This window comes from Streptomyces colwelliae, from assembly GCF_048158785.1.
GTDB lineage: Bacteria > Actinomycetota > Actinomycetes > Streptomycetales > Streptomycetaceae > Streptomyces.
Genome location: NZ_JBLTJC010000196.1, coordinates 1 through 19,095 on the forward strand (window position 1 = coordinate 1; position 19,095 = coordinate 19,095).

Consider the following 19,095-nt stretch of genomic DNA (forward strand, 5'->3'; position numbering starts at 1 on the left):
CCCCGGACCCGCTGCCCCGACCCGTCCTACCCGGCCAGCCTGACGTTCGAACCCTTCACCTTGATGTCCACACCGCTCTTCGCGGCCTGCACACTGTCCAGCTTCACGCCGCCCGGCAGCTGGTCGAGCGTCTGCTGGAAGTCGGTGATCGAGCGGACCCGGGAGTCGGCGAGGTCGACGACCAGCTTGGGCAGGTTGTCCGCGTGCACCTTCACCGTGTTGCCTACGACGGTGACCGTGCTGAGCACCGGGTACGTGGTCGTCCCGACCCCCGTGACCGTGACCTTCATGTCGGCCTTGATCTTGCCGTCGCCGCCGTCGGAGAGGCTGACGATCTGGGCCGTGACGCCGGTGAAGACGGGCGTCGGCGCGGACTTGGCGGCCTTGAGCAGCTGGTCGTAGGAGATGCTCGCGGTGCCCGTCGCGCTGGCCGCCGTGGCGGAGCTGTAGTCGCCGGAGAACTTGACGTCCTTCATGTCGGCCTTGAGGTCGTCGATCCGGATCGTGGTGGCACCGCCGGAGGCGCTCGTGTTGCCGGTCGGGGCCTCGTACTGGCCGACGCCGAGTTCCACGTCGTCCAGCTCACCGGAGGCGACCTGGGTGAGGAAGGGGAAGCCCTTGATGGAGATGTCGGGGGTGCTGGCCAGGTTCTCGCTGGTCTTCACCTTGGACGCCGCCTCCTCCTCCGCGAAGTGGACCGCGACCCGGTCCACAACCACGAACAGGGCACCGAGAATCACCACGACGATCAGAAGTATTCGTAGCCCGCGCATGTACGGAGATCCCCACCTGATGGTCGTCGACGAAAGCGGTACGACGACCGGTGGCCGCCGAGCGCGAGAGTAGTCCTGTCCGACGCGTGTATCGCGAAATTGTCGATCACCTGTGACAGGGCTCTTAACTACCGCCTACGACACGGCACTTGGCCGGCCGGGCTAGACGAGCGCCCGTCCCAGCAGGTACACCGCCGGGGCCGCCGCGGCGAGCGGCAGGGCCACACCGGCCGTGAAGTGGACGAAGCGGGACGGGTAGTCGTAGCTCGCCACACGGTGGCCGATCAGGGCGCAGACCGCCGCGCCCGCGCCGAGCAGCGCGCCCTTCGCGCCCATGCCCGTCATCCCGCCGACGGCGATGCCCGCACCGGCCGCGGCCAGCAGCGAGACGACAACCGACGCCACCGTCGGCAGCGGAAGCGCGCGGGCCAGGATCGCCACCGCGACCGCGGCCGCGCCGACCGTCACCGCGTCCGGCTCGGCCGCGAGGTGGCCGGCCGCGAGGATGGCCAGGGCCGCCGAGGCGACCGTCGCCATCAGGCTCGTGATCCGGGTGTCCGGGTCGGCGTGCGAACGCAGCTGCATGACGAGGGAGAGCAGGACCCAGACACCGAGGGTGCCGAGGATCGCGGCGGGGCCGTTCTCCCGCCCGGCCGCGAGCAGCGCCACGTCCGCGACGAGCGCGCCCGCGAAGGCCAGCGCGATGCCCTGCCGGGCGGGCCACATCCCGTTCAGCCGGAACCAGCCCGCGGCCGTCACCGCCTGAAGGACGACGAGCGGTACGACGAGGGCGTACGACCCGGCCTGCGCGGTGACAGCGAGCAGGAGCGCCAGTACGGCGGTGAGGCCGGCCGGCTGCATCCCGGGCTCGATGATCGGCGAACGGCCCTCCAGCCGGGCCCGCTGGGCGTCGGTGATCCGGGCGTTGCCGGCGAGGGAGGGCGGGCCGTAGCCCTCCGCGGCGGAGGGATCCGCGGGGGCGGCCGGCGGCTGCACCTCGGGTCTCGGCGGCTGGGCGTACGCCTGGGCCTGCGCGTAGGGGTCGTAGGCCTGGGGCGCCTGCTGGTTCTGCGGCGGCAGGTACGCGGTGTCCGCGGCGGCGGGAGCGGGCGCGGGCGGCATGGTCTGGTGGACCTGGGTGTCCCAGGTCTGGCCCTGCCACTGCTGGGTGTACTGCTGGGCCGCCTGCGGATCGTCGTACGCCTGCTGCTGGCCGGGCCACGCCTGTGCCTGTGCCTGTGCCTGTGCCTGTTGGGGCTGCTGTTGCTGCTGCTGTTGTTGCTGGGCGTACGCGTCGTAGTTCTCGTCGTAGCCCTCATACGGCTGGTTGCTCATCGCTCATCCTCCTGCGAACGGCGGGAGCACCTCGACCGTGCCGCCCTCGGCCAGCCGTACCGTCTCATGTCCGCGGGTGCCCACGGGGTCACCGTCGACGAGGAACGAGCATCGCAGCAGTACGCGGGTGAGTTCCCCGGGGTGTCGCTCGCGGACGGCGGTGAGGGCCTCGGCGAGGGTGACCGCGTCGTACGGCTCCTCGGCGATGCCGGCCGCGGCCTTCGCGGCGGCCCAGTAGCGCACCGTGACCTTTGGCATGTGCTTGCTTCCTCGGTAGATCGGTGTCGACGGACTCGGCGTCAACACCCGTCAGGCTAACCGTCCTGTGAACTGCCCCAGCGCCCGATGCGGGCCAGCAGGTCGTCGTCGGCGGCGTGCTCGGCGTGGCCCATGCCCGGCTCCAGCCAGAGTTCGGCGTGGTCGGCGGCGGCTTCGGCCAGCATCCGGGGGTGGTCCACGGGGAAGTAGCCGTCGCGGTCGCCGTGCACGATGAGCAGGGGCGTGGGCGCGATACGCGGGACCGCCTCGACCGGGGAGAGCGGGACCGGGTCCCAATCCCGGTTGTGGATACGGGTGTTGAGGCCGTAGCGGCTGACTATGCGGCCCTCGGGGCGGGTCACCAGCCAGTGGAGCTTTCGCATGGGGGCCGTCCCCCTGTAGTACCAGCGGGCCGGCGCACTCACGGAAACCACCGCGTCCGTGTGCGCTTCCGTGCGCCCCTCGCGCCTCCGGCCGTCGGCGTGCGCCTGGGAGCCGTAGAGCGCCGCGTGCCGCAGCACCACCGAACCGCCCATGGAGAAGCCGACGGTCACCACGCGCGCGTGCCCCTGCTCGCGCGCCCAGGCGACCGCCGCGGCCAGATCGAGCACCTCGCGGTCGCCGACGGTGGAGCGTCCGCCGGAGGCGCCGTGACCCCGGAAGGAGAAGGTGACCACGGCCCCGTAGTGGGCGAACGCCTCGGCGACCCGTCGTACATGAGGCTTGTCCACATCGCCCGTGAAACCGTGCGCCACGACGAACACCGGATCACCGGAAGGTGACCGGGAGACGTCGTATACGGCCGCTCCCGGTTCGTATACGGAATCGATCGTCACCCCGTCGTCGGTGTGCAGAAACGTCCGCAAAGGTGTACGTCTGATCGTCTCAGAGTTCGGACGAACGGTGGATCGTGCCACATGACCTGCCGTACCAGCGCTCATGTGGGCTATTCTGCTGGACAGAGGACTCGGGCAGCGAAGCCCCCGAGTCCTTTTGTGCTTCCGGGAGCGTTGTATACGAAGCGGTACACCACGGGAAACCGCAGGTGACCGTGGGCGATACAGAGCCCCCGGGATCACAGAGCATCGCCGCAATGCCGCAGTGCCGCATACGTCCTCGCAGGGACCGAGGAGGAACCAGACATATGAGTTCTCTGCTGCTCCTGACCAATGCCCTCCAGCCGTCTACGGAGGTGCTTCCGGCCCTTGGCCTGCTGCTGCACAACGTGCGCGTGGCACCGGCGGAAGGCCCCGCTCTCGTCGACACCCCAGGTGCCGACGTCATCCTGATCGACGGCCGCCGTGACCTGCCTCAGGTGCGCAGCCTGTGTCAGCTGCTCCGGTCCACCGGTCCGGGCTGTCCGCTCATCCTCGTCGTCACCGAGGGCGGCCTCGCGGCCGTCACCGCCGACTGGGGCATCGACGACGTCCTGCTCGACACGGCCGGACCGGCCGAGGTCGAGGCGCGACTGCGCCTGGCCATGGGCCGCCAGCAGATCGTCAACGACGACTCCCCCATGGAGATCCGCAACGGCGATCTCTCCGTGGACGAGGCGACGTACTCCGCCAAGCTCAAGGGCCGGGTCCTCGACCTGACCTTCAAGGAGTTCGAGCTCCTCAAGTACCTCGCGCAGCACCCGGGCCGCGTCTTCACGCGCGCGCAGCTGTTGCAGGAGGTCTGGGGCTACGACTACTTCGGCGGTACGCGGACGGTCGACGTCCACGTACGACGCCTGCGCGCGAAGCTCGGACCCGAGCACGAGTCGCTGATCGGGACCGTCCGGAACGTCGGTTATCGATTCGTTACTCCGGAGAAGGGTGACCGGGGCGGCGAGGAGGCCAAGCTCAAGGCAAGCGCTGCTCTCGCCGACGCAAAGCCGGAGGATGCGGACGGTACGGCCGATTCGGCCGCGCTGGACGCCGCCGAGATCCCGGCCGAGGCGTAACCGCATCCGGGCAGGGCGTCGCTTGTCGGTGTCGCTTCCGCGCGGAGATGGTGCGCGGAAGCTGAGAGAAGCTTCGAAACGCCCTGCCCAGAGCGGGTCCATCCGCGTAGACTCCGCGCGTGGCCAAGGTGACTCGGGATGACGTAGCGCGACTGGCAGGGACATCGACTGCCGTCGTCAGTTATGTCATCAACAACGGACCCCGGCCGGTTGCCCCGGCCACGCGCGAGCGTGTCCTCGCCGCGATCAAGGAACTGGGGTACCGACCCGACCGGGTGGCCCAGGCCATGGCGTCGCGGCGTACGGACCTCATAGGCCTGATCGTGCCGGACGCGCGCCAGCCCTTCTTCGGGGAGATGGCGCACGCGGTCGAACAGGCCGCGTCCGAGCGCGGAAAGATGGTGCTGGTCGGCAACTCCGACTACGTGGGCGAGCGCGAGGTCCACTACCTGCGCGCGTTCCTCGGGATGCGCGTCTCCGGCCTGATCCTCGTCAGCCACGCGCTGAACGACAACGCCGCGGCTGAGATCGAGGCCTGGGACGCCCGGGTCGTCCTCCTCCACGAACGCCCCGAGGCGATCGACGACGTGGCCGTCGTCACGGACGACCTCGGCGGCGCCCAGCTCGCCGTACGCCACCTTCTTGAGCACGGCTACGAGTACGTCGCCTGTATGGGCGGTACGGCGGAGACGCCGTCCGTCGGTGACCCGGTCTCCGACCACGTCGAGGGCTGGCGGCGCGCGATGGCCGAGGCCGGCCTGCCGACCGAGGACCGCCTCTTCGAGGCCCCGTACAACCGCTACGACGCCTACCAGGTCGCCCTGGGCATCCTCTCCGGACCCCGGCGGCCGCCCGCGATCTTCTGCTCCACCGACGACCAGGCGATCGGCCTGCTGCGGGCCGCGCGCGAGCTGCGCATCGACGTGCCGCGCGAGCTGGGTGTCATCGGCTTCGACGACATCAAGGAAGCGGCCCTGGCCGACCCGAAGCTGACGACGATCGCCTCGGACCGCCCGGCGATGGCCCGCGCGGCCGTGGATCTCGTCCTCGACGACGGCCTGCGGGTGGCGGGGTCGCGGCGCGAGCGCCTGAAGGTGTTCCCGTCACGGCTGGTGATACGGCAGTCCTGCGGCTGCGAGGGCTGAGGTCCTTCGGCTGCGAGGGCTGAGACCCGCTGGATTCCCCGAGTTTCCGGGGATCCGGCGTCTTTATATCGGGCATACGAGGTTCTGTCGGGCTTCTCAGCGGGCGCTCAGGTACCTCTCATGATCCCGCGACAAGCTCTGTTCCATGACCGAGAGCTTCCGCCGCAGCGGCGAGTACGAGACCCCCCAGGGCGACCAGCCGCAGGCGTACCCCCAGCAGCAGCACGCCTCTTCTCCCGTGAACCCGGAGTGGCCGCCCCCGCCGGCCTACCAGCCGGTGCAGCAGGCTCAGCCCGTCCAGCAGACGCAGCAGCCGGCCGCGGCCGGGTGGCCGGCTCAGGCTTCCGCCCCCTCGCCCGCCCCGCAGGCCGCCTTCGGCGCCGACGGCGGAGCGTACGGCGGTGACGGCGGGGCTCTCGCCGCTGACGGCAGCGGCCACGGCGGCGGCGACACGGCTCTCCTCACACACGTCCAGGGCGAGGCGCCCAAGCCGAAGAAGCGCACCCGGGGTCCGCTCGCGCTGCTCGCCGCCGTGGCGATCGTCGCCGCGGCCGTCGGCGGCGGCACGGCGTACGCCTTCCAGGAGCTGACCGGCAAGGACACCGTCGCCACCTCCAGCACCACCACGGCCGTCGTGCCCTCCAGCAAGAAGGGCGACGTCGCCACGATCGCCGCGACCGTCAGCCCGAGCGTGGTCGAGGTCAGCGCCACGCTCAGCAACGGCACTTCGACCGGTGCGGGCGTGATCATCACCTCGGGCGGCGAGGTCATCACCAACAACCACGTCATCTCCGGCGCCACCTCGGTCAAGGTCAAGACGAGCGACGGCAAGTCGTACACCGCGAAGGTCGTCGGCACCGACAGCAAGAAGGACCTCGCGCTCCTCAAGCTGGAGAACGCCTCCGGCCTGAAGGCGGCCACCCTCGGCAACTCCGACGGCGTCCAGATCGGCGACACGGTCGTCGCGATCGGCTCCCCCGAGGGCCTGACCGGCACGGTCACCAGCGGCATCGTCTCCGCCCTGAACCGTGACGTGACCGTCTCGACCGACGAGAGCCAGAGCCAGGGTTCGGATTCGGGCGGCAGCGGTCAGTGGCCGTTCCAGTTCGGCGGCCAGCAGTTCAACGGCGACACCGGTTCGTCCACGACGACGTACAAGGCGATCCAGACCGACGCGTCCCTCAACCCCGGCAACTCCGGCGGCGCCCTGATCGACGCGAACGGCAACATCATCGGCATCAACTCCGCGATGTACTCGTCCAGTTCGGACTCCTCGTCCTCGTCGTCCGAGGCCGGAAGCATCGGCATCGGCTTCGCCATCCCGATCAACACCGTCAAGTCCGACCTCGCCTCACTGCGGGCGGGCGGCTCCGACAGCTGAGTCCACAGTCCAACGATCAGTGTTCAGTGATCAGTAGGGAGTACGTCATGATCAAGCAGGTTTCGCACACGGTGACCGACACCGGAGCGGCCGGTCTCGGCCTGGCCCTCGGGGTGGCGTACGAACTGCACGCGCCGGCGGCGCGGGCACCGGAACTGGCGCCCGCCCCGGAGCTGATGGGGCTGCGTACCAACGCCGCCCGCCCGCACCACCGCAAGGTGCCGCTGAGCCGCCTCCAGACGATGCGGGGCTGATCTCATAGAGGATTGAGGGGCGAGGCCGATCTCACCCTTTTTCTCACTTCCTCCCCTCTTCACGCACCGGCCGGGAAACATGCGAGGCTGATTGCGACCAGCCGATCGTTGTCTCCCCGTCCCACCGCACCCGAGGAATCCAGCCATGAGCCCCGCCGAAGGCGACCGTGACACCCAGCGCATCCTGATCGTCGACGACGAGCCGGCGGTACGCGAAGCACTCCAGCGCAGCCTCGCGTTCGAGGGGTACGACACCGAGGTCGCCGTGGACGGCGCGGACGCGCTGGAGAAGGCGACCGCGTACCAGCCCGACCTGGTCGTCCTCGACATCCAGATGCCGCGCATGGACGGCCTGACGGCGGCCCGCCGGATGCGGGGCGCCGGCACGACGACCCCGATCCTGATGCTCACGGCCCGCGACACGGTCGGCGACCGCGTCACCGGGCTCGACGCGGGCGCCGACGATTACCTGGTCAAGCCCTTCGAACTCGACGAACTCTTCGCGCGGGTACGGGCGTTGCTGCGCCGCAGCTCGTACGCGGCGGCGGCCGCCGCCGGGAACGCGCCCGAGGACGACTCCCTCACCTTCGCCGACCTCCGCATGGACCTCGCGACCCGCGAGGTCACCCGGAGCGGCCGCCAGGTCGAGCTGACCCGCACGGAGTTCACGCTGCTGGAGATGTTCCTGGCGCATCCCCGCCAGGTCCTCACCCGCGAGCAGATCCTCAAGGCGGTGTGGGGCTTCGACTTCGAGCCGTCCTCCAACTCCCTTGATGTGTACGTCATGTACCTGCGCCGGAAGACAGAGGCCGGGGGCGAGCCGCGGCTCGTGCACACGGTGCGGGGCGTGGGGTATGTGCTGCGACAGGGTGGGGCGGAGTGAAGAACGTCCTCAACCGGTTCCTGCACCGGTTCCGGACACTGCCGATCCGGTCTCGGCTGGCGATGCTGGTCGCGGCGGCGGTGGCGTTCGGGGTGGCGGCGGTTTCGGTGACCTGTTGGTTCATTGTGCAGGGGAAGCTCTACGACCAGTTGAACGCCGACCTGTCGAGGTCGATGAGGGGGCCGAATCAGTCTCAGCAGGTCCAGGTCCAGATCGCCCTCAGCAACTGCTCGTCGACCCCGCAGGGCGGCAACGGTTTTGTCCGGAACGGCTACTCCCAGGTCGTCACGGAGAAGGGGAAGATCTGCGTCCAGGGCGACTCCACGGGCGTGGTCAAGGTCACCCAGGCCGACAAGAACGTGATCAAGAACGCGAACGCGAACCGGATCTACTACCGCAACGGCACCGACACGGACGGCAACGAGCTGCGCGTGATGACGCGCTTCGTGGCCCCCACCATCACCGCCTCCGGGGCTGCCGGACCCAACGTCGGACTCGTCGTCGCCGTACCCCTGACGAGCACCCAGAACACGCTCAACGAACTGGCCCTGATCCTGCTCCTCGTGTCCGGCATCGGAGTCGTCGGCGCCGGAGCTGCCGGTCTCGCGGTCGCCCGCGCAGGTCTCCGTCCCGTCGACAAGCTCACCGAGGCCGTCGAACACGTGGCCCGTACCGAGGACTTGGCCGTCCGCATCCCCGTGGACGAGGACAGCGACGACGAGATCGCGCGCCTCTCCCGCTCGTTCAACTCGATGACGACCTCCCTCGCCAACTCCCGTGAGCTGCAACAGCAACTCATCGCGGACGCCGGTCACGAACTCCGTACCCCCCTCACCTCCCTCCGTACTAACGTCGAACTCCTCACCCGCAGCGAGGAGACCGGCCGCCCGATCCCCCCGGCCGACCGCAAGGCACTGCTCGCCTCGGTGAAGGCGCAGATGACCGAACTGGCGTCCCTGATCGGCGACTTGCAGGAACTGTCCCGCTCGGAGGGGCAACGGGGTGAGCGCGTCCAGGTGGTCTCGCTCCAGGACACCGTCGAGGCGGCCCTGCGCCGAGCCCGCCTGCGCGGCCCGGAGTTGACGATCACGGCGGACGTACAGTCCTGGTACGTCCAGTCGGAGCCCTCCGCGCTGGAGCGCGCGATCGTCAACATCCTCGACAACGCGGTGAAGTTCAGCCCCGAGGGCGGCACGATCGAGGTCCAGCTCACGCGCGGCGTCCTCACCGTCCGCGACCACGGCCCCGGCATCCCCGCCGAGGAACTCCCGCACGTCTTCGACCGGTTCTGGCGTTCGCCGTCAGCACGCGCCCTCCCCGGTTCCGGCCTGGGCCTGTCCATCGTCGCCCGCACGGTCGAACAGGCCGGCGGCGAAGTGACGTTGGCGCACGCGCCGGGTGGGGGGACGGTGGCGACGGTACGGATCCCGGGGACGGCGACGGCTCCGCCGGAAGGCTCCACCCCTCAGTGAGCGAGGGGGAAGGGTCGGCCTGTCTCCGCATCCGCCCGTCGCATTCGGCCTCAGTGGAAGCCGAGCATTCCGGGGGAGTCAATGTCGACAGTGACCACACCCGGCGGGTAAGCCTCTTCCCGGGTTGTCAGGAGAATCGACATGCCGGTGAACTCGGCTCGCGGCAGGGCGCAGTACAGGGCGTGACAGGTGTCCGGTCCGCCGTACCCATCACGGATCATGGTGCCGACGGTGACCGAGGAGACCGTGGTCAAGTCGTCGACGACCACCGAGGAGAACGCGAGGACGCGGTCCCCGGCGTCCGCGTCCTCGGACTCCGCCTGCATAAGGCAGAGCGCGGGAATCCGAAGCAGATCACCCGGGGTGTGGGCCATGTTCGCGGCGAGAAGGTTCAACGTCTTGTGCCCGTTCGCGAGAGCACGGGTGGCACCGGTGTCCAGAATGATCACGCCGCCGCGCCTCGCGCCCTACGGGCCTTCTCGGCAGCGATTTTGTAGATGTTGCCGAGAACGTCAGGCGCCCTGTCGAACTCCGCGTCGCTGATGTCCAGACCGATCACGTCTCGGACGACCTGCCGGTCGGCGGCCACCCGCTCCGCGATCTGCTCAGCCGTCGGCTGCTCGGCGGCCAGCTGCTCGACGAGTTGCCCCAAGGTCACGCCTCGATCCTTGGCCACCTGGGCGAGATGGTCCCGGGCCTGTCGGGACACCTGGATGGTCGTGTTCTCTGCCATGGCCCCACCATAGCCCTGGCATAGCAACTCCGGGTCCCGGTTTCACCCGTCGGCGTTCGCCCCCGCTATCCCTTGACCAGCTCCACGAACGCGAGCCAGGACCCGGCCGCGAAGACCAGCGGGCGGCTCGTCGGGGTCTTGCTGTCCCGGACGGGGACCAGGCCGGTGTAGCCGTCAGCGACCTCGACGCAGTCGTTGGCTCCGCCTTGGCTGTAGCTCGACTTGCGCCACGCAACGGTGCTGAGGTCAGGGGTGTGCGTCATGACGTCTGTGCTCCTTCAGTTGACGGCAAACCCTGTTACCTCAGCGCCGACGGCCACGACAGCCGCCTCTCTCTCCTCGCCGATGACATCGAGGCGGCCCAACTCGACTCCGGGGACCAGGTGTTGGCCGGAGCCAAGGCCGTACTCGCCGACCCGAAAGCCGGCGAACGAGCCGTACGTTTCGCGCTCACCCGGGCGTCCGAGTCCCTGGAGGACGTGATCCGGATCGCGGTCAGCCGGGGCGGGCGCATCCCGGGGAGCGGGCTGTGACATCGGGCCGGCGGCACTCACCCCCACCCCCCTCCTCACGTACACAGGTTCCTGTCTTACTCTCCTCCTCTGCTGACCGGGGGAGGGTCCATGAGCGGGGACAACGCGGACGACGAGGGCACCGCGGACTTCGGCGATGTGCGGGGGATCGAGCGGGAGTACGGGCGGCGAAGAGCCTTGTCCGTGTCCTGGTGGCAGATCGCCGTCACCGTGGTCATCGGCGGCAACATCGTCCTCCAGGTGACGACGAACCCCTACGCCTCCAGGCGCTGGTACGTGATCACGCTGGCAGTGATTGTGCTCGCCCGGGCCGTCCCGGCCGTGCTCTATCGACAGCGGGGGCGCACGATCGTGGGCGCCCAGGGGATCACCGCCCGCGACGCCATCCAGACGAACACCCGGACCTGGCACGACGTCTACGACATCCGGGCCGAGTTGAGCGCGAACGGCCGCATCGAGAAAGCCCGGTGGACGACCTACGTCTACGGCAACGACGGGTGCCGGACCCGCCTCCCCTACTTCGACGACTGGCAACTCCCCGACTTCCACGCCGAACTCGCCGACCTGCGTGCCGTATCCGCTCTGCACCGGGGCATGGCCTGGGAGTTGCGTCCCGAGGTGGAGGACCGGATCCGGCGGCGCGCACGGGACCGCAAGATCTGGGGCGTGGTGGGCATCGCGGCCCTCGTCGCCGTGTTCATGGCGTTCGTACTCCTGGCGTAGCCCCCGCGAGCCGAGCGCCGGCTCACCCCCTCCCGGACCAGCACAGCTCCCGACCTTAAGATCGCCCCCAACGCAGGCTCTGGGGAGGGTCGATGGGCGGGGACGACGAGGACGACCGCGACGACGAGCGTGGGATCGAGCGGGAGTACAGCAGACGGAGAAAGATGTCCCGGGGAAGGTTCGCCGGCCTGTGCATCGTCGAAGCGAACTTCGCCCTTCAGATGGCGCGGCCCGACAGCATCCCCGGCCGGTACAGGCTGCTCGCGGTGGCACTCATGGTGATGCTGGGTGTCTGGGCCTTTCTGGCCGTGCGACGGGGGCTCACCTCCGTCGGCGCCGACGGGATCGCGGTCCGCGGTGCCTTTCGCGTGCGCAAGCGGGACTGGCACGACATCTACGATCTGCGCGTCGAACGCCGTAACACCAAAAACGCCGACGCCCGCCTGTTGACCTGGCTCTACGACAACGACGGCCGCAGGTTGCCCCTTACCAACGTCGACGACTGGCAGCTCCCCGACGTCCGGGCCGAAGTCGAGGAGTTGCGTACCGCCGCCGCCCAACACCGGGGGATGGCCTGGGAGTTGCGGCCCGAGGTCGAGGACCGGATCGGGCTGCGCGCGGTGCGTCGTAAGGCTCAGGAGCGAGCGGCCGTCGGGGCCATGCTCGTCTTCTTCGCCGCCATCGGGTATCTGGTGTGGGAGGTGTCCGCCGACGGCGGTCACCGCCTCTTCGCCTTCCTCCTGCTCCTCTGGGCTCCGCTCGCCGCCTACGCCCTCCTCGTCACGCTCTTCCGCCTGCGCTCCTCCCGAAGCCCAGCCCACGCATAACTCCCTGCCAGCCCCAGCACAGCCCCCCGTCACACCGTGTTGAGATGGCGCGGAAGATCCTGCTTGCCGATGACGACGTGGACGTACGCGAAGGGCTTGGCCGGCTGCTCAGATTCGAGGGGTACGAGACCGTCCTCGCCGGAGACGGGCGTACCGCGCTCGATCTCCTCGGGGTGTCTCTCGGACTGTCCCTCGATGGGCCGGAGGATGCCGGCGCGCCCGACCTCGTGCTGATGGACGTCACCATGCCTGAGCTGGACGGGCTCGCCGCCACCCGGCGTATCCGCGCCTCCGGGTCCACCGTGCCGATCCTGATGATCACCGGGCGGGACGCGGTCGGCGATCGTATCGTCGCCCTCGACAACGGCGCCGACGACTACCTCAGCAAACCGTTCGCCATCGAGGAACTCCTCGCCCGGGTACGGGCGTTGCTGCGGCGCAGCCCCCAGCACACCTCGGCTGCCGACGTGCCGCCCGAGCTCGAACGGCTCGTCCTCCAGGATCTCGTGATGGACCTGCGTACCCGTACCGTCACCCGTGACGGGCGGCCGCTCGATCTCACGCGGACCGAATTCCTGTTGCTGGAGCACCTGTTGAGGCATCCGGGCGCCGCGCTCACCCGGTCCCAGATCCACCGGCACGTGTGGGGCTTCGACTTCGAGCCCGCGTCCAACACCCTCGACGTCTACGTCATGTACCTGCGCCGGAAACTGGAGAGCCGCGGCGAACCGCGGCTCATCCACACCGTGCGGGGGCTCGGGTACAGCCTCCGTGCAGCGCCTCCTATTTGATCTGTCTCTTCTATCTCTTCGGGAGCCGCAGGATCATCGTCTCGTCCGGTGCCTGCGGCGGGACCTGGCGCAGGATCATCGTGTCCTCCGCACGGTGCCGTCCCGTGCCCGTTCCCGTGATCGCCATTTCGGGGAGCGGGCCCGCAAGTCGCGCGTACGCGCCGCCCCTTGCCACCAACTCCGCGTGCGTGCCTGTCTCCACCAGGCGTCCGCCCTCGACGACCAGGATGCGGTCCGCGTCGGGGGCGAGGCTCAGGTCGTGGGTGATCATGATGGTCGTACGGCCGGACATCAGGCGGCGCAGAGGCTGGATCACCTGGCGGGCCGCCACCGAGTCGAGGCCGGCCGTCGGTTCGTCCAGGACCAGGACCGGGGCCTCGCGGAGCATCGCCCGGGCGATCGCGATCCGTTGGAGCTGGCCGCCGGACAGGGCTGCCGTGCCGGGGGCGATCTGGGTGTCGTAGCCCTCGGGGAGTGCGGCGATGAAGTCGTGCGCTGCCGCTGAACGTGCCGCCCGTTCGATCTCCTCGTCCGTCGCGCCGGGGCGGCCGCACTCGATGTTCTCGCGGACCGTGCCGTTGAGGATCAGGGTCTGCTGGGGCAGCAACGCCACGTTCTCCCGCAGGAATTCGAGGGGTACGTCGCGGAGGGGGACGCCGTCCAGGCAGATCACGCCCTGCGAGGGGTCGTAGAAGCGGGTCAGGAGTTTGGACAGGGTCGACTTGCCCGCTCCGCTCTCGCCCGTGATGATCACCAGCTCGCCCGGGTTCGCCCTGAAGGTGACGTCGTTGACCGAGTCGCGGGTCGCGCCGGGGTAGGCGAAGGTCACGCCGTGGAAGCTGACCCAGCCGTGGACCGGCCAGGCGGGGACGGGTTCGCGGGGATCGCCGACGGACGGGGTGGCGTCCAGGATCTCGTTGATGCGGGCGGCGCCGGCCGTGGCGGCGGTGAGGGTGAGGCCGAGTTGGCCGAGGTTGCGGACCGGCGGGTAGAGGTAGCCGATGAAGGCCGCGAAGGCGAGGAGTGCGCCGAGGGTCATGCGGTCGGCGGAGATCTCCCACACACCGAGGCCGATGACGGACAGCACGCAGAGAGTCTCTACGACCTCCACGAACTGCTCGTACATCTCGCTGAGTCGGGCACCGCGGACCGATGCCTTCATCCACGCGCGGGCCTCCACGTCGAGGCGCTTCTCCTCGTCCCGGCGGCGGTTGTACGCCTGGGTGAGGACCACGTTGCCGAGGGACTCCTCGACCACCGAGGTGATCGCGCCGTCCGCTACCCGTTCGTCCTGCGAGGCCTGCTTGATGCGGCCCGAGAAGCGGCGGGCGGCGAGGAGGAAGAGGGGCGCGAGGACGAAGGTGGCCAGGGCCAGGTCCCAGCGGAGGTACAGGGCCGCGCAGGCGTAGAAGACCGCGGAGAAGGCTGCCGAGATCGTGCCCACGACTCCGGACACGACCATCTGCTCGATGGCCTCGACGTCTCCGGTGAGGCGTTCGACCAGGTCGCCCTGGCGGTGCTTCTGGAAGAAGTGGGGTGGGAGGTCCTGGACATGGCGGAAGACGTTCGCGCGCAGGCGCAGGACGAATCTCTCCGCGGTCCAGGTGGCGAGGGAGTTGCCGAAGTAGCCGACGAGCGCGCCCAGTGCGGCGACGCCGAGCCAGGCCGCGGCCGGGCCCCAGAAGTCGGACAGCGAACCGGACTTGAGGGCGTTGTCGGTGAGGTCCGCGAAGATCAGGATCGCGGCGGTCTCGGCGAGCGCCGACACGATGACGCACGCGATGATCACCGCGAGCCACTTGCGGTCACCGCGGGTCAGCGGCCAGAAACGGCGGAAGGCCTCACGGGCTTCCCTCATGGTCAACAACTCCCTTCAGAGCGGGTCGAGATCAATCGCCGGCCGAGATCAATCGCCGGCCGGTGTGGCTCCATGGCCTGGACGTGGCCGAGGCGGGGCCGCCGGAGCGAGTTCGCTCGCTAACCGGTGGCCCCGCCTCAAGGTGTGCGGGATCAGCCCTTGTGGGCGACCGGGCGCTTCGGGGTGTGCTTCTTCGGCGCGGGCTTCTTGGGCGCCGGGGCGGGCTTGCGGTGCTTCTTGACGGGGACGATCTTGTGGAAGCTCATGACGGGGTCCCTCCCGGTAAGTGCCGCTGTGCTGCGGCGAGTTGTGGAGTAGTGCGAGTACTGCACGTACTGCGAGTGCTGTGAGTCCTGCGGGTGGTGCTGCGGGTGCTGCGGGTCTTCTACGGCCGACCTGGCGGCTTACTTGTGACCGACCGGACGACGCTTCGGGGCCGGAGCCGCCTTCTTCGGGGCCTTCTTGGGCGCCGGGGCGGGCTTGTGGTGCTTCTTGACCGGGGCGATCTTGTGGAAGCTCATGGTGGGTTCCCTCCCTGGGAGTGCCGCTCTGTCGCGGCTTGCTGTGGGGTACTGCGGGTCTGCTGCGGGTGACCGAGCCGCTTACTTGTGGCCGACCGGGCGACGCTTGGGGGCGTGCGCGGGCTTCTTCGGCGCGGGCTTCTTCGGGGCCGGGGCCGGCTTGCGGGTCTTCTTCACCGGGGCGATCTTGTGGAAGCTCATGTCTGTGTCCCTCTCTGTCACGGCTGCTGCCGGCTCTGCTGCGGTTCTGCAACAGTCCTTCTACCGATCTGCTGCAATTGCCTTTGAATTACGCCTGTAAATTCTTTGTCAGCCCTTGTGGGCGACCGGGCGACGCTTCGGGGCGTGCGCGGGCTTCTTCGGCGCGGGCTTCTTGGGGGCCGGGGCGGGCTTGCGGGTCTGCTTGATGGGGTGAATCTTGTTGAAGCTCATGATTAATTTCCCTCCCTGGGAATTCTTATCTGCGGCTTACTGCGGGCTTATCGCGGCTGGTCAGGCGGCTTACTTGTGGCCGACCGGACGACGCTTCGGGGCCGGAGCGGCCTTCTTCGGGGCCTTCTTGGGCGCCGGGGCGGGCTTGCGGGTCTTCTTCACCGGGGCGATCTTGTGGAAACTCATCGCGCTCTCCTTCGTCTTCTGTCGTTTGCGCTGTTCGCTTTCGACATGGAAAACACTACTGGACTTCTGACGCAGGAAAAGCGATTTTCGCTTAGACCTTCCTGAGCAATCCCTGTGGAAGACTCTTATGGAATTCGCGGAACTGAACCCGGTCTTACACAGAATTTAAAACGGGAAAACGGAAGGGGCCCGGCGCCGACCTGCGGCACCGGGCCCCCGAGGGGTCAGGCTCCTACTGCACGATCGTGATCCGGTTCGCCGCCGGGGGCACCAGCGGGCCGGTGGCCGACGAGTTCGCCGTCAGGTAGTCCGCCAGCGCGGTCAGGTCGTCCGTGCCGACCAGGTCGCCGGTGCCCTGCCCCAGCGTCGTGAAGCCGTCACCGCCGCCCGCGAGGAAGCTGTTCGTCGCGACGCGGTACGTGGCCGCCGGGTCGATGGCGGAACCGTTGAGCTTGATCGAGTCCGTGACCACCCGGTCCGCGCCCGTCTTCGTCAGGTCCAGCGTGTACGTCAGCCCGGACGACACCTGGAGCACCTTCGGCGCCGCCGTGTTCGTGCCGCTCACCTGCTCCTTGAGCGCCTGGATCACCTGCGCGCCGGTGAAGTCCTGGAGGTTCACCGTGTTCGCGAACGGCTGCACCGTGAAGCCCTCGGCGTACGTCACCACGCCGTCGCCCTCACTCCCCTTGGCCGCGTAGGTCAGCCCCGCCCGCACCCCGCCCGGGTTCATCAGCGCGAGGTCGGTCTCCGGGTCCAGCTTCTTGCCGTACGCGAGTTGGGCGTCCGCGATGAGGTCGCCCATCGGGGACTCGGTGCCTGTGCTGTTGACGTCACCGGCGATGTAGCCGATCGCGCGGTTGCCGATGGGGGCCGCGAGGGTGTTCCACTTGCCGATCAGCGAGGTCAGGTCGGCGGCCTTGGGCACGGTCCGGGTGACCACGTGGTTCGCCGACTTGACCGCCGTACGCGCGATGTCGCCCGTCTTACGGTCGTACGTCAGCGTGGTGTCCGTGTAGAGACGGCCGAAGGAGGCCGCCGAAGTGACCATGCGGGGCTTGCCACTTGGGTCGTTGATCGTGCAGACGTACGCGTTGTGGGTGTGGCCGGTGACGAGGGCGTCGACCGCCGGGGTGACGTTCTTCGCGATGTCGACGATCGGGCCGGAGATGCCGGAGCCGCCGCCGGACGCGTCGCAGTCGTAGTTGTAGGACGCGGAGGCCGGGAAGCCGCCCTCGTGGATCAGCGCGACGATCGACTGCACGCCCTGCTTCTGAAGCTCCTTGGCGTACTTGTTGATCGTCTCGACCTCGTCCTTGAACTTCAGGCCCTTGACGCCGTCCGCGGAGACGATGCCCGGGGTGCCCTCCAGGGTGACGCCGATGAAGCCGACCTTGACGCCGTTCTTCTTCCACACCCAATAGGGCTTCAGGATCGGCTTGTTGGTCTTCTCGCCGAGGACGTTGGCCGCGAGGTAGGGGAAGTCGGCGCCCTGGAACTTCTTGTCCGTGTAGCAGCCCTCGGTGGGGTGGCAGCCGCCGTTCTGAAGGCGGGCCAGCTCCGTGGCGCCCTCGTCGAACTCGTGGTTGCCGACCGAAGTGACGTCCAGATCAAGCTTGTTGAGGGCCTCGATCGTCGGCTCGTCGTGGAACAGGCCCGAGATCAGCGGGGAGGCGCCGACCATGTCGCCGCCGGCCGCGGTGATCGAGTACGGGTTGTTCTTGCGGGCGTCGCGCAGATGCGTCGCGAGGTACTCGACACCGCCCGCGTCGATCGTCTTCGTCGTGCCGTCCGCCTGGAGCTCGGTGACCCGGCCGGAGGAACCGGACGGCGGCTCCAGGTTGCCGTGCAGGTCGTTGAAGGAGAGGAGCTGTACGTCCTGGTAGCGGCTGGGCTTGGAGCCGTGACCGCTGGAGTCGCCGTGCGCGTCGGCGGGCAGGGCGGCGGCCAGCGCACCCGCCGTGGCCAGGCTCACGGTGGCGGCGAGGAGTGCGGCGGTACGGCGTCTGCGCGGGCGGTCGGGCTGGGTTGTGGCTGGCATGAGCCCCCCTGTGTGTCGGCTGAGAAGGTCACCACGTTCCGGCGCAGCCTAGGGTCAACGCGCGTAGCGTGACAGGGGGTTCTTGGTTACATCCTGGTTTCTTCTTTGCCGCCACTTTGCGGGGGGATCGGCTTACCCTCATACCCATGACCAGCGACGACACCGTACGGCCCGCCCCCGGCTCCCGATCCATCGAGACCTACGCCGCGCTCTCCCCGGACCAGGGCGAGACGGTCCTCGCGCTGATCGCCGAGGCCTCAAGGACCGACGGGCAGCAGGCGGTGTCCGAGCAGGGGCGGTTGCGGATCCGGGGCGGCGAGCGGGACGGGGTCGTGCATCTGCTGCTGACCCTGGGCGACGAACTCGTGGGCTACGCGCAGCTGGAGGACACCGACCCGGTGGAGGCGCCGGCCGCCGAACTCGTCGTCCATCCCTCGCACCGGGGGCACGGGCACGGGCGGGCGCTCGGCGCTGCGCTGCTGGCCGCGTCGGGGAAGCGGTTGCGGGTGTGGGCGCACGGGGGGCACTCCGCGGCGCGTCATCTCGCGCAGGTTCTCGGGCTCACGATGTTCCGTGAACTCCGGCAGCTGCGGCGGCCGTTGACCGACCTGGAGCTGCCTGAGCCGGCGCTTGCGGAGGGGGTGACCGTACGGACCTTCGTGCCCGGCGTCGACGACGCGGCGTGGCTCGCGGTCAACGCGGCGGCCTTCGCCCATCACCCGGAACAGGGTTCCCTCACCCAGCGCGACCTGGACGACCGTAAGTCCGAGGCGTGGTTCGACCCCGAGGGGTTCTTCCTGGCGGAACGGGGCGGCGAGCTGGTGGGCTTCCACTGGACCAAGGTCCACGCGGAGGAGGGACTGGGTGAGGTGTACGTGGTGGCTCTGGGCGGGAAAGGGGACCGTGGGGGGCGACGGCGACCGCGCCACAGCCATCGGAGCAGCGGCCACCGCAGAAGCGGACCTGGTGTCGGTGACCGGCACCGGCCAGCTTCAACTGTCTTTCAG

21 protein-coding genes are annotated in these 19,095 nt (G+C 69.1%); 11 read left to right on the forward strand and 10 right to left on the reverse strand.

The window, feature by feature from the left end; all coding sequences use genetic code 11:
• Positions 1-26 precede the first annotated feature (26 nt).
• The 4 genes from ACNFOC_RS32540 to ACNFOC_RS32555 form a co-directional block, all read right to left on the reverse strand.
• Positions 27-773 carry an LmeA family phospholipid-binding protein gene (locus ACNFOC_RS32540; protein ID WP_416962627.1) on the reverse strand — a complete coding sequence of 249 codons (747 nt, stop codon included), beginning with the start codon at positions 771-773 and terminating at the stop codon, positions 27-29.
• A gap of 162 nt (positions 774-935) precedes the next feature.
• Entirely contained in the window at positions 936-2,108 is a 1,173-nt protein-coding gene (locus ACNFOC_RS32545; protein ID WP_416962628.1) for a hypothetical protein, read from the reverse strand.
• Between the two features lie 3 nt (positions 2,109-2,111).
• Positions 2,112-2,366 (reverse strand): MoaD/ThiS family protein, encoded by a 255-nt coding sequence (locus tag ACNFOC_RS32550; RefSeq protein ID WP_416962629.1) that lies wholly within the window; start codon positions 2,364-2,366, stop codon positions 2,112-2,114.
• Between the two features lie 56 nt (positions 2,367-2,422).
• Positions 2,423-3,307: an alpha/beta hydrolase gene (locus tag ACNFOC_RS32555; RefSeq protein ID WP_416962630.1), complete on the reverse strand. Its 885-nt coding sequence runs from the start codon at positions 3,305-3,307 to the stop codon at positions 2,423-2,425.
• A 203-nt stretch (positions 3,308-3,510) separates the two neighbouring features.
• Here ACNFOC_RS32555 and ACNFOC_RS32560 point away from each other — a divergent pair, with 203 nt between their 5' ends.
• From ACNFOC_RS32560 to ACNFOC_RS32585, 6 genes are all read left to right on the forward strand, one after another.
• Positions 3,511-4,311 (forward strand): winged helix-turn-helix transcriptional regulator, encoded by an 801-nt coding sequence (locus ACNFOC_RS32560; RefSeq protein WP_363097982.1) that lies wholly within the window; start codon positions 3,511-3,513, stop codon positions 4,309-4,311.
• Between the two features lie 119 nt (positions 4,312-4,430).
• Positions 4,431-5,456: a LacI family DNA-binding transcriptional regulator gene (locus tag ACNFOC_RS32565; protein ID WP_406124874.1), complete on the forward strand. Its 1,026-nt coding sequence runs from the start codon at positions 4,431-4,433 to the stop codon at positions 5,454-5,456.
• A gap of 145 nt (positions 5,457-5,601) precedes the next feature.
• Positions 5,602-6,837, forward strand: coding sequence for a S1C family serine protease (locus tag ACNFOC_RS32570; RefSeq protein ID WP_416962631.1), 1,236 nt, complete (start codon positions 5,602-5,604; stop codon positions 6,835-6,837).
• 47 nt (positions 6,838-6,884) lie between these two features.
• Entirely contained in the window at positions 6,885-7,091 is a 207-nt protein-coding gene (locus tag ACNFOC_RS32575; RefSeq protein WP_406124870.1) for a hypothetical protein, read from the forward strand.
• Between the two features lie 145 nt (positions 7,092-7,236).
• On the forward strand, positions 7,237-7,974 hold the full coding sequence (locus tag ACNFOC_RS32580) for a response regulator transcription factor (RefSeq protein ID WP_416962632.1): 738 nt from the start codon (positions 7,237-7,239) through the stop codon (positions 7,972-7,974).
• Between the two features lie 62 nt (positions 7,975-8,036).
• On the forward strand, positions 8,037-9,446 hold the full coding sequence (locus tag ACNFOC_RS32585; RefSeq protein ID WP_416962643.1) for a sensor histidine kinase: 1,410 nt from the start codon (positions 8,037-8,039) through the stop codon (positions 9,444-9,446).
• Between the two features lie 50 nt (positions 9,447-9,496).
• Here the strand turns inward: ACNFOC_RS32585 and ACNFOC_RS32590 are convergent, their stop codons facing one another.
• The 3 genes from ACNFOC_RS32590 to ACNFOC_RS32600 all read right to left on the reverse strand — a co-directional run bounded on the left by ACNFOC_RS32590 (position 9,497) and on the right by ACNFOC_RS32600 (position 10,442).
• Entirely contained in the window at positions 9,497-9,895 is a 399-nt protein-coding gene (locus tag ACNFOC_RS32590; RefSeq protein WP_393752786.1) for a PIN domain-containing protein, read from the reverse strand.
• A complete protein-coding gene (locus tag ACNFOC_RS32595) occupies positions 9,892-10,179 on the reverse strand; it encodes a hypothetical protein (RefSeq protein ID WP_416962633.1) in 288 nt (95 codons plus the stop codon). The genes ACNFOC_RS32590 and ACNFOC_RS32595 overlap by 4 nt, the downstream gene beginning before the upstream one ends.
• Positions 10,180-10,244: 65 nt before the next feature.
• Positions 10,245-10,442: a DUF397 domain-containing protein gene (locus tag ACNFOC_RS32600; protein ID WP_416962634.1), complete on the reverse strand. Its 198-nt coding sequence runs from the start codon at positions 10,440-10,442 to the stop codon at positions 10,245-10,247.
• Here ACNFOC_RS32600 and ACNFOC_RS32605 point away from each other — a divergent pair.
• The 4 genes from ACNFOC_RS32605 to ACNFOC_RS32620 all read left to right on the forward strand — a co-directional run bounded on the left by ACNFOC_RS32605 (position 10,434) and on the right by ACNFOC_RS32620 (position 13,053).
• Positions 10,434-10,712, forward strand: a complete 279-nt coding sequence (locus ACNFOC_RS32605; protein WP_416962635.1) for a hypothetical protein — start codon at positions 10,434-10,436, stop codon at positions 10,710-10,712. The two genes, ACNFOC_RS32600 and ACNFOC_RS32605, sit on opposite strands and share 9 nt — an antisense overlap.
• 90 nt (positions 10,713-10,802) lie before the next feature.
• A complete protein-coding gene (locus ACNFOC_RS32610) occupies positions 10,803-11,435 on the forward strand; it encodes a PH domain-containing protein (RefSeq protein ID WP_416962636.1) in 633 nt (210 codons plus the stop codon).
• A 92-nt stretch (positions 11,436-11,527) separates the two neighbouring features.
• Positions 11,528-12,262, forward strand: a complete 735-nt coding sequence (locus ACNFOC_RS32615) for a PH domain-containing protein (protein WP_416962637.1) — start codon at positions 11,528-11,530, stop codon at positions 12,260-12,262.
• Between the two features lie 44 nt (positions 12,263-12,306).
• A complete protein-coding gene (locus tag ACNFOC_RS32620; protein WP_416962638.1) occupies positions 12,307-13,053 on the forward strand; it encodes a response regulator transcription factor in 747 nt (248 codons plus the stop codon).
• Between the two features lie 10 nt (positions 13,054-13,063).
• Here the strand turns inward: ACNFOC_RS32620 and ACNFOC_RS32625 are convergent, their stop codons facing one another.
• The 3 genes from ACNFOC_RS32625 to ACNFOC_RS32635 all read right to left on the reverse strand — a co-directional run bounded on the left by ACNFOC_RS32625 (position 13,064) and on the right by ACNFOC_RS32635 (position 18,088).
• Positions 13,064-14,911: an ABC transporter ATP-binding protein gene (locus ACNFOC_RS32625; RefSeq protein ID WP_416962639.1), complete on the reverse strand. Its 1,848-nt coding sequence runs from the start codon at positions 14,909-14,911 to the stop codon at positions 13,064-13,066.
• An 830-nt stretch (positions 14,912-15,741) separates the two neighbouring features.
• Entirely contained in the window at positions 15,742-15,864 is a 123-nt protein-coding gene (locus ACNFOC_RS32630) for a hypothetical protein (protein WP_416962640.1), read from the reverse strand.
• Between the two features lie 418 nt (positions 15,865-16,282).
• Positions 16,283-18,088 (reverse strand): bifunctional metallophosphatase/5'-nucleotidase, encoded by a 1,806-nt coding sequence (locus tag ACNFOC_RS32635; protein ID WP_416962641.1) that lies wholly within the window; start codon positions 18,086-18,088, stop codon positions 16,283-16,285.
• A 146-nt stretch (positions 18,089-18,234) separates the two neighbouring features.
• Here ACNFOC_RS32635 and mshD point away from each other — a divergent pair.
• On the forward strand, positions 18,235-19,095 hold an 861-nt coding region (mshD, locus tag ACNFOC_RS32640; protein WP_416962642.1), incomplete at its 3' end, for a mycothiol synthase.

Bases quoted from the DNA above. Each gene is read 5' to 3' on its own strand.
- ACNFOC_RS32540 (WP_416962627.1), bottom strand. From the start codon at position 773: ATGCGCGGGCTACGAATACTTCTGATCGTCGTGGTGATTCTCGGTGCC.
- ACNFOC_RS32545 (WP_416962628.1), bottom strand. From the start codon at position 2,108: ATGAGCAACCAGCCGTATGAGGGCTACGACGAGAACTACGACGCGTAC.
- ACNFOC_RS32550 (WP_416962629.1), bottom strand. From the start codon at position 2,366: ATGCCAAAGGTCACGGTGCGCTACTGGGCCGCCGCGAAGGCCGCGGCC.
- ACNFOC_RS32555 (WP_416962630.1), bottom strand. From the start codon at position 3,307: ATGAGCGCTGGTACGGCAGGTCATGTGGCACGATCCACCGTTCGTCCG.
- ACNFOC_RS32560 (WP_363097982.1), top strand. From the start codon at position 3,511: ATGAGTTCTCTGCTGCTCCTGACCAATGCCCTCCAGCCGTCTACGGAG.
- ACNFOC_RS32570 (WP_416962631.1), top strand. From the start codon at position 5,602: ATGACCGAGAGCTTCCGCCGCAGCGGCGAGTACGAGACCCCCCAGGGC.
- ACNFOC_RS32575 (WP_406124870.1), top strand. From the start codon at position 6,885: ATGATCAAGCAGGTTTCGCACACGGTGACCGACACCGGAGCGGCCGGT.
- ACNFOC_RS32580 (WP_416962632.1), top strand. From the start codon at position 7,237: ATGAGCCCCGCCGAAGGCGACCGTGACACCCAGCGCATCCTGATCGTC.
- ACNFOC_RS32585 (WP_416962643.1), top strand. From the start codon at position 8,037: ATGCTGGTCGCGGCGGCGGTGGCGTTCGGGGTGGCGGCGGTTTCGGTG.
- ACNFOC_RS32595 (WP_416962633.1), bottom strand. From the start codon at position 10,179: ATGGCAGAGAACACGACCATCCAGGTGTCCCGACAGGCCCGGGACCAT.
- ACNFOC_RS32600 (WP_416962634.1), bottom strand. From the start codon at position 10,442: ATGACGCACACCCCTGACCTCAGCACCGTTGCGTGGCGCAAGTCGAGC.
- ACNFOC_RS32610 (WP_416962636.1), top strand. From the start codon at position 10,803: ATGAGCGGGGACAACGCGGACGACGAGGGCACCGCGGACTTCGGCGAT.
- ACNFOC_RS32615 (WP_416962637.1), top strand. From the start codon at position 11,528: ATGGGCGGGGACGACGAGGACGACCGCGACGACGAGCGTGGGATCGAG.
- ACNFOC_RS32620 (WP_416962638.1), top strand. From the start codon at position 12,307: ATGGCGCGGAAGATCCTGCTTGCCGATGACGACGTGGACGTACGCGAA.
- ACNFOC_RS32625 (WP_416962639.1), bottom strand. From the start codon at position 14,911: ATGAGGGAAGCCCGTGAGGCCTTCCGCCGTTTCTGGCCGCTGACCCGC.
- ACNFOC_RS32630 (WP_416962640.1), bottom strand. From the start codon at position 15,864: ATGAGCTTCAACAAGATTCACCCCATCAAGCAGACCCGCAAGCCCGCC.
- ACNFOC_RS32635 (WP_416962641.1), bottom strand. From the start codon at position 18,088: ATGCCAGCCACAACCCAGCCCGACCGCCCGCGCAGACGCCGTACCGCC.